Here is a 7,828-nt window from a genome sequence, read left to right on the forward strand (position 1 = left end):
AGTTGCTAGTAAGCGGTTGTGGCGGAATGGCAGACGCGCTAGATTCAGGTTCTAGTGGGGGCAACCCCGTGGAGGTTCAAGTCCTCTCAGCCGCATAAAAGATTCACTAAGTAAAGCGATTTGCAGATGCAAATCGCTTTTTTCTATTCTTACAATAAAAATAAAGGCCAGCCCACGGGCTGCCCTTATTTTTCTGTTACAGAAGTTAAATGCATATAATCCATATTGCCGGACTGCATAAAGGCTGAAAGATAATTGTAAATCTCTGCCCCAAGGATTTTGTAACCCCATTCGGTCAAATGGATTCCATCGGCCGAAATTAATTCTGCCAGGTCACCCGCCTGTTTTAATGCAGATCTTACATCGATTTTCAACACATTCAGTTCATCCGCAATTTTATTCAGACTCTGATTATATTTTCCATGCCAGTGCTCTATCCCGCCAACTCTGCATATCCAGCCGCTGATCTGTGAACTGAACTTGCCTGAAATATTCTCGTAATAGCGGACCGGATCAAGCGGAGGCAGGGTCAGGAGAATGGGAGTGATCCCGCTGTCCTTTACTTTCTCTATCATATATCTTAGATTGTCTGCATATTTGTCCAGCGGAACTGAAGCCCTATGTTCGCCGCCCGGATTTTGCGCGACCTCTTCCCATGAAAAATTGCAGTCATTGCCGCCAATGCTGATGATGGCAAAATCAGGTTTCTCATCAGTAACATCCCGTTCAAGCCTTGACAGCAGAAGATTCGAATTATCATTAAAGACACCTTTGTTCAAGACTTCAATATGCAGTCCCGCTTCACCTGCACTATTATTTTTAAATAGCTCCTGGAGAACGGCTGGATAATTCTTTTTTAAGATTCTCAGCCGCCCTTTTAGGTAGGACACTCCGCGGGTTAGACTATCACCAAAGCAAACTATTTTCATGATGGACACCCTCTGTATTTCAAACTTTATTTTAGAATAGCATATTAGCCCGTTTAAAACGAATACGGTGTTCGGGCATTCCTCAAAAAAAGGCTCAGCCAGGGGCTGAAGCCTTAAATCCTTATTGGCGGTAATTCTCCTGGTCCTCTATCCTTCCTTCATCATTATGGATAATAGCCATTGTCCCCGCTTCCTTCGCCATTTCCTTTGCCTTGTCCACAGCTTCGGACTTGGAGCCTGTTGTCAATTCCGGCTCATCTTCGCCTTCCTTTTTTACAGCCCAGCCTTCTTCATCATTTGGCACAACATGGAAATTCGCTTCATCTGTCCCTGCACGATCCTGGAAATACTGATTGCGGTCATCGCTGTTTTTATTATCTGCCATATGATCAGCCTCTTTCATTTAAATTTTTTATCCACTACACTATTACCCTTTCATTTTTGAAAAAAACACAGCCGGCACTATTCCGTCAAAAGAAAAAAGCCAATCAAAAGACTGGCTACTTCTTTTCGACACGGATCAATCCGTCCCTCATATTGTCTTTCTCAAAATAACAGACTACTGTATCCTCTTTTTTTATGATGATGTTCTGATCCAGGTCATCCAGTGTAAAAGAAATGCCCAATCCATCAGCAGACTTCCCATAGTATGTCCCTTCTTCAACCTTGGTAATTTTATATTCAAAAGAAACATAGTCTTTTTTCTCTTCTACGTTGGCATTTGTCTTTTTTGCATCGAAATCGAATGAGGAAATCAATACAAATAAAACAGCAGACAGCAGTGATAAAAGAATTAATCTTTTAGCCATATGTATCCCCCCATGGACATAGTTTAAGCATCAGAAATTTTCAGATTGACGCATTCTGCTTTTCTTTTCCCTGATTTCCTGCTGCCAAAACCCTAATGATGAATTTTGAAGTTTTTATCATACTGCTGTTCCTGCCTGAAGGAAAGTGTCAAAAGACATAGCAGTGCCTATTTTTATAACAAAAAAAACTGGGCCTGCTATTGCAGTGCTCCAGCTTTTCCATTTTTACCTGTATCCTCTTTTTTAAGAAATATAAGATACATGATCATTGATAGCAATACTGATATTGCTGCAGTTAAATAAATGCTGCCATAGCCGAACCAGTGGCTGATCTGCCCGAATGCCATTGCTCCAATCCCTACACCAAGATCAAAGAAAGAAAAGAATGTTGCGTTGGCCATTCCCCTCCTGTTCCTTGGTGCCTGTTCAATCGACCATGCCTGCAGAGCAGGCTGCACACTTCCAAATCCGAGTCCATAGAGCACTGCAGCGAGATATAAAATGCCGGTGCCCGGCAGCCATGAAAGCAGGACCATAGCGATTAATATCAGAAGAGCGCCTGGTACAAATATAGCTTTATGTCCCTTTAAATCATAAACCTTCCCGGCAAAGGTCCTTGTCAGCATAATGGATAGAGCATAAATAAGGAAATACCATTGAATTCCGCCGATGCCCTTTTGAGCTGTATAGAGCGGGAGGAAGGAAGCAATGCCCCCAAAAGTGACAGTAATAAAAAACAGCAGGACGGATGGTTTCAAGGCGCTTTTCTCATAAAAGTCCCATTTTACCGGAGTTGCAGCGGCCTGGCTTTCTTCTACTTTTTTATAGCGTATCCGTGATGAAAGTAGAAGAGCGGCACCGCCAAGAGCAGCACAAATTAAAAACAGCTGCTTGAATGTCAGTATTCCTGCAAGGGTGAGTCCCAGCGAAGGTCCAAGAGCAAGGGCGATATTGCCTGAAAGGCCATAATAGCCCATACCCTCCCCCCTTCTTTTAGGCGGAATCAGGTCACTTGCAATTGTCCCGGAAGCAGTAGTGGAAAATCCCCAGCCCACGCCCTGGATAATCCGTAATAGAAATAAAAATATGATTCCCGGTACGAACCCGAATGCTCCCACTGCAAGAATAAAAATAAAAAGGCCGAGCAAGTAAACCCAGCGCCTTCCTTTTGTTTCAAGAGCATGGCCGGCATAGGGCCTGAGAAGCAGGGCAGAAAATGTGAAAATACCGACCACGAATCCAATCAGCTGGTCGTTGCCTCCAAGCTCTTCGACAAATAAAGGGATGGTAGGCAATGTCATCTGAAAGCCTAAAAACACAAAAAAATTAGCAATGCAGATCAAGACAAAATCCCTTGTCCAAATTTTATCTGCACCTGAATCCTGCCGGAGATCCACTTTGCTATTTTCTTCATCCATAAATGGTTCTCCTCTCTATGTAAAAATCACCCTTTATTTTACAGCAATCATGAGCAGCTGCCTAATAAACGGCCTTTCTATTTTATATTTTGTACAGCAGCATGAAACTATAACGGAAATTCCGGGAAAATATGTTTAGCAGCCGGAAAAGACGGGTATATAATGCGGAACGGTTTCCTGAACCGCTGTCATACATAATACTTTTACAGGTAATTGCTTCCCCGGCCTGTCTGAATTAAAACTGTTTTATGAGGAGCTGAAAATGCTCCCTTTCCTAAAGGAGATAGTGAGAATGTCAATTTTAATAGTGGATGACAACCAGGTGAATTTGTTTGTAGTTGAAAAAATTCTCAGGAATGCCGGCTATGAAGACTACCGGTCATTTACATCGGCTAAAGACCTGTTCAAGCACTTGGAAAACGCGGGGCCCGCTTTTGCCCAAAACACCGCGGATGTCATCCTGATGGATATTATGATGCCTGAAATGGACGGGATCGAAGCATGCAGACGCCTCCAGGAGAATCCGCTGTACCGTGACATCCCTGTCATATTTGTCACCGCCCTTGAGGATTCCCAAAAGGTAGCAGAGGCACTGGATGTAGGCGGCATTGACTACATAACAAAGCCTATCAATAAAGTGGAGCTTGCAGCCAGATTAAGAGTAGCTTTAAGGCTTAAGGAAGAAAAAGATTGGCATAAAGAGCACGAAAAGAAAATAAGGGATGAATTGGATCTTGCTCAGCAGGTCCAGCATAATCTTTTGAGCGAAATGGTTCAGGAGGATCACATACATATTAATGCTTCCTATATTCCGGCTTTTAAACTGGCAGGAGATATGTATTATTGGCATAAGATTGATGAGAACAGGTATGCTGCCATTGTTTTGGATATGATGGGGCATGGCATTTCAGCCTCCCTTGTCTGCATGTTCATCTCTTCTGTCCTGAGGGACGTTATCAGGAATTTCAGCGAGCCTGAAAGAGTAATCAAAGAGCTGAATAAATGGATGGTTATGCTTGAGAAAAAAAAGAGCGGACTCCACTACTATTTTACAGCTGTATACCTGGTGATCGATACAAAGAAAAAAACAGTAGAATACGTTAATGCCGGGCATCCGCCATGCTTTGCCCTTGTGGATGGTCGGGAGACAGTTCCAATGAAAAAAGGAAGCTGCGCCATTGGCTTTTGGGAAAACATAAAAGTCGAAAAATCTATCATTGAATACGAAAAGAGCATTCAAATCCTTTTATATACCGACGGGGTGATGGAAGCCATTGAACGGAAGTTTGAGGATGGCATTCCCTTGCTGGCAGAGGCTGCGGGCAGGAAATGGGACAAAGAAACAATTGATGCGCCCATTAATCTTGTCATCCCAAAAGAGCTCCAAGCATGCCAGCCGGACGATATGTGTGTCGTCATGATCCAAGCCAAGGCGGAAAGCGAACAGGTGCTGAAGCATCCGGCCATTGAAGCCGCACAGAAATATTCTGCTGCCGGGCTTGCTTAGAGAGATGCAGACTGGCCAGCAGGGCTGCACCCAATAAATTACCATGGGTTGCAGCAAAATGTCCTGTTCTGTCCCAAAACTATGTAAAATATCAAATGGAAGGGCGGAACCATCATTGGTTCCGCCCTTCTTATTCTGAATTTCTGCCTAACGATTCAGGCAATCTCCTTACTTTTTCGTATATAATCTCTCTTTGCCATCAAACTCCGCATAATTTTCCTTTGAACGTCCGATTCTCAGCGTTTCTTTGTTTCCAAGTCCCAGGAACCCGCCAACAGAAAGACTCTCATGAAATAGGTCAAGGACATCCTGCTGCAAATGAGGTGTAAAATAAATCATTACATTTCTGCAGATGATGACATGAAACTCATTGAAAGAGCCGTCAGTCACCAGGTTATGCTGGGCAAATATCACATTTTTTACAAGCTCCCGGTGAAAATAGGCATTGAATTCGTCAGTAGAATAATATTCTGAAAAAGCCCTCTTCCCTCCCGCCTGGATGTAATTCTTAGTATAAGTCTGCATCCTGGCAAGGGAAAATGTCCCGCTCTCTGCCTGTTTTAAAACATTTTCGTTTATATCGGTCGCATAAATCCTGGTTTTGCTGCCAAGTCCCTCTTCTTCCATTAATATTGCCATAGAATATGCTTCTTCCCCTGTAGCACAGCCTGCATGCCATATCCGGATTTCCGGGAGAGCTCTGAGACGGGGTACAACCTTTTCACGAAAAGCTCTAAAAAAGGACGGGTCCCGGAACATTTCTGTCACACTGATGGATAAATCGTCCAATATTCTATTAATGAAGCCTGGATAGTGCAGGACTTTCTCAGTGAGCCTGCTGATTGTCGGAATCTGCTCCAGCCTCATTCTATGCTGTATCCTTCTTTCCACAGAGGAGCGCATATATTGGCGGTAATCATAGCCGGAAATCAGGTAGACCGCCTCAAGGAGCAGATCCATCTCAATTTTTTCCCGTTCGTCCGCCTTAAGCACATCCTTTTTCACACATATGCCCCTTTCCAATTTACTTTGAAGCTTTTGTCAGCCACACCCGCATGACGGACAGGAGCTGATCAAGCTTCAGGGGCTTGCTGATATAATCGGATGCACCTGCATCCAGACATTTCTGCTTGTCCCCTTTCATCGCTTTTGCAGTCAATGCAATGATCGGCATTTGTTCAAGTCCATCCATGGATCTCAGCCGCTGCATTGTTTCATACCCATCCATAACAGGCATCATAATATCCATCAGAATAATGTCAATATCCCTTTTCTGCCCGACCATTTCCAGGCATTCCTGCCCGTTCTGCACTGTGGTAACTTCCATGCCCTCAGCTTTAAGCGCTTTTTCAAGCGCATAGATATTGCGGTTGTCATCATCACATATTAGCACAGATTTATTCTTAAAGATATGACGGATTTCCTTTGAAATTCCCGCAGGAACTTCCGGCTCCTCCACACCCGTGTCTGTAATTGTTTCTTCTGCGGCAGCCGAAGCGGCTATTTCGAGGTGTGCTGCTGCAGTATGCTGTTCTTCCTCAAGGCCATTAGGAAGGCTAGGTATAAACAGTGTAAAGGTACTTCCCTTCCCTTCCTCGCTATCCACGAATATCCAGCCTCCCAAAAGCTTTGCAAATTCCCTGCATATGGAAAGGCCAAGCCCTGTGCCTCCGTATTTCCTTACAGATGCACCATCTCCCTGCTGAAATGCTTCAAAGATGATCGACTGCTTGCTTTCAGGAATGCCTATTCCTGTATCAGACACTTTTATCTCTGTCCAAAAATCAGTTTTTGATTTTAAAGGCAGATTTTTTGTCTTTTCAGGATCAGCAAGATTTACTTCGATCGAAACAGAGCCCTTCTCTGTGAATTTAAAGCTGTTAGAAAGCAGGTTCTTGATAATCTGCTGGAATCTTTGCTGATCAGTATACATGATTCCGGGAAGGTCTTCAGCAATTGAAATATTAAAGTCCAGATTCTTCTTTTGTGCAAGGTGGCTGAAATTATATTCCAGATAAGAAGGCAATTCGCTCAAATTCATCTCTTCAAAGAGCATATCCAGCTTTCCGGCCTCAATCTTAGATAAGTCCAGGATGTCATTAATGAGAGAAAGCAGGTCTTTTCCTGATGAGTGGATTACTTTAGCTACTTCCTTTTGCTCCTCAGGTATCTCTTCACCCTGCCCCTCTGACAGCATTTCTGACAACAGCAGGATGCTGTTCAGCGGGGTTCTGAGCTCGTGCGACATATTGGCCAGGAATTCAGATTTATATTTTGAGCTCAATAACAGCTGTTCTGCTTTTTCTTCAATATCCTTATTGGCCTGCTGCAGATCCCGGGATTTTTTTTCTGCATCTCTTGTTCTTTCTTCAAGCTGTTCATTGATCATCCTAAGCTCTTCCGATTGCGACTGCAGCTCTTCTGACTGGACCTGAAGTTCCTCAGACTGAGTCTGGAGCTCTTCTGACTGTACTTGGAGCTCTTCTGTCATCATCTGGGATTCTTTTAACAGCCGCTCGATTTCCATTCTTCCGAGCACACTGTTGACTGTAATACCGAGCGTATCCAGCAGCTGTGTCAGAAGCTTCTCTTCAAGAGCTGTGAACTCCCTGATGGAAGCAAACTCTACGACTGCAGTGACATTCCCTTCAAACAGGACCGGGGCAATCAGTATGCTTTTAGGCTTCATTTCCCCAAGTCCGGAACTGACAAGAGAGTAGTCGTCGGGAATCTCCTTCAGCACCCTGGTCCGCTTATCCAAGGCTGCCTGTCCGATGAGTCCTTCGCCAAGGTAGAATTCCTCCCTGCCAGCATCTTTTCCATCTCCCGCATAGCTCGCCTGCTTAAGGAACTTCATGTCCCTGCCTTCGCCATTGCGCAAATAAAACGCCCCGGCAGAAGCATCCAGAATAACAGCTGCTTCTGCTATAAATTTTTCTCCCAGAGTCCTGATATCCGTTATATCCTGGTACATCGTAGCGATGTCTGCAATATTCGTCTGCAGCCAATTTTGTTCAGATATATGTTTCGTATAGTCTTTTTCTTTTAAACTATAGTCTTCAAGCGATGCAGCCATCTCATTGAAAGCAAGACCGATTTCGCCTATTTCATCCTTTGTATTAATTTCTACCCTGGGAAGGGAAGAAAGATCGGCATAATTCACCC

At 43.9% G+C, this 7,828-nt stretch carries 7 protein-coding genes and 1 tRNA gene; 2 read left to right on the top strand and 6 right to left on the bottom strand.

The genetic code is table 11. The features are described from left to right. Window positions 1-12 precede the first annotated feature (12 nt). A tRNA-Leu gene (locus tag CYJ37_RS05630) sits at window positions 13-95 on the top strand. 90 nt (window positions 96-185) lie between these two features. Here CYJ37_RS05630 and CYJ37_RS05635 read toward each other — a convergent pair. The 4 genes from CYJ37_RS05635 to CYJ37_RS05650 form a co-directional block, all read right to left on the bottom strand. Beyond that, on the bottom strand, window positions 186-929 hold the full coding sequence (locus CYJ37_RS05635) for an SGNH/GDSL hydrolase family protein (protein WP_101548370.1): 744 nt from the start codon (window positions 927-929) through the stop codon (window positions 186-188). A gap of 121 nt (window positions 930-1,050) precedes the next feature. Then, the gene (locus tag CYJ37_RS05640) at window positions 1,051-1,314 is read right to left on the bottom strand and encodes a DUF2188 domain-containing protein (protein ID WP_022544061.1); all 264 of its coding nucleotides are present in this window, start codon (window positions 1,312-1,314) and stop codon (window positions 1,051-1,053) included. Between the two features lie 115 nt (window positions 1,315-1,429). Further along, window positions 1,430-1,738: a hypothetical protein gene (locus CYJ37_RS05645; RefSeq protein ID WP_009795548.1), complete on the bottom strand. Its 309-nt coding sequence runs from the start codon at window positions 1,736-1,738 to the stop codon at window positions 1,430-1,432. Window positions 1,739-1,935: 197 nt separating this feature from the next. Further along, entirely contained in the window at window positions 1,936-3,156 is a 1,221-nt protein-coding gene (locus tag CYJ37_RS05650; protein WP_009795546.1) for an MFS transporter, read from the bottom strand. Between the two features lie 292 nt (window positions 3,157-3,448). On the opposite strand from CYJ37_RS05650, the gene CYJ37_RS05655 reads away from it, so the two are divergent. After that, entirely contained in the window at window positions 3,449-4,663 is a 1,215-nt protein-coding gene (locus CYJ37_RS05655) for a fused response regulator/phosphatase (protein ID WP_009795545.1), read from the top strand. Window positions 4,664-4,831: 168 nt separating this feature from the next. Here CYJ37_RS05655 and CYJ37_RS05660 read toward each other — a convergent pair whose 3' ends face one another. Then, window positions 4,832-5,623, bottom strand: coding sequence for a CheR family methyltransferase (locus tag CYJ37_RS05660; RefSeq protein ID WP_083783141.1), 792 nt, complete (start codon window positions 5,621-5,623; stop codon window positions 4,832-4,834). Between the two features lie 64 nt (window positions 5,624-5,687). Beyond that, window positions 5,688-7,828: hybrid sensor histidine kinase/response regulator (locus CYJ37_RS05665; RefSeq protein WP_101548372.1), on the bottom strand; the 2,141-nt coding region annotated here is incomplete at its 5' end.

The organism is Bacillus sp. UMB0728, assembly GCF_002858875.1.
GTDB lineage: Bacteria > Bacillota > Bacilli > Bacillales > Cytobacillaceae > Bacillus_AB > Bacillus_AB infantis.